Raw genomic sequence first — 257 nt, forward strand, 5'->3', positions numbered from 1 at the left:
CCCCCCCCCCGCCCCACTTTTTTCTTTATGCTCCGGCGCGCACCGAGATCTACCTAAGTCTTTTCGTCGGGTGGGTCAGCGTTGTATACGAGAGATAGGTAACACGGGTGCTACTGGATCTCAAGGTGCTCAAGGTAACACAGGTGCTACTGGAAAACGAGTTACACAACCTAACTCTGATACACATCTGACACTACCGACGAAAAGACTAGAGTATAAAACTGTGGACCCAGTATCAATAAAAAAAAAATGGGGGG

At 48.6% G+C, this 257-nt stretch carries 1 protein-coding gene; it reads left to right on the forward strand.

Annotated elements, in window-relative coordinates; genetic code table 11:
- Positions 1-70: 70 nt before the first annotated feature.
- Positions 71-257, forward strand: a 187-nt coding sequence (locus JDS80_RS31300; protein ID WP_206774728.1) for a hypothetical protein, incomplete at its 3' end; no start/stop codon positions are given.

Origin of the sequence: Bacillus cereus group sp. N8 (assembly GCF_016483685.1) — a bacterium.
In the GTDB taxonomy this organism is placed as follows: Bacteria; Bacillota; Bacilli; order Bacillales; family Bacillaceae_G; genus Bacillus_A; species Bacillus_A proteolyticus.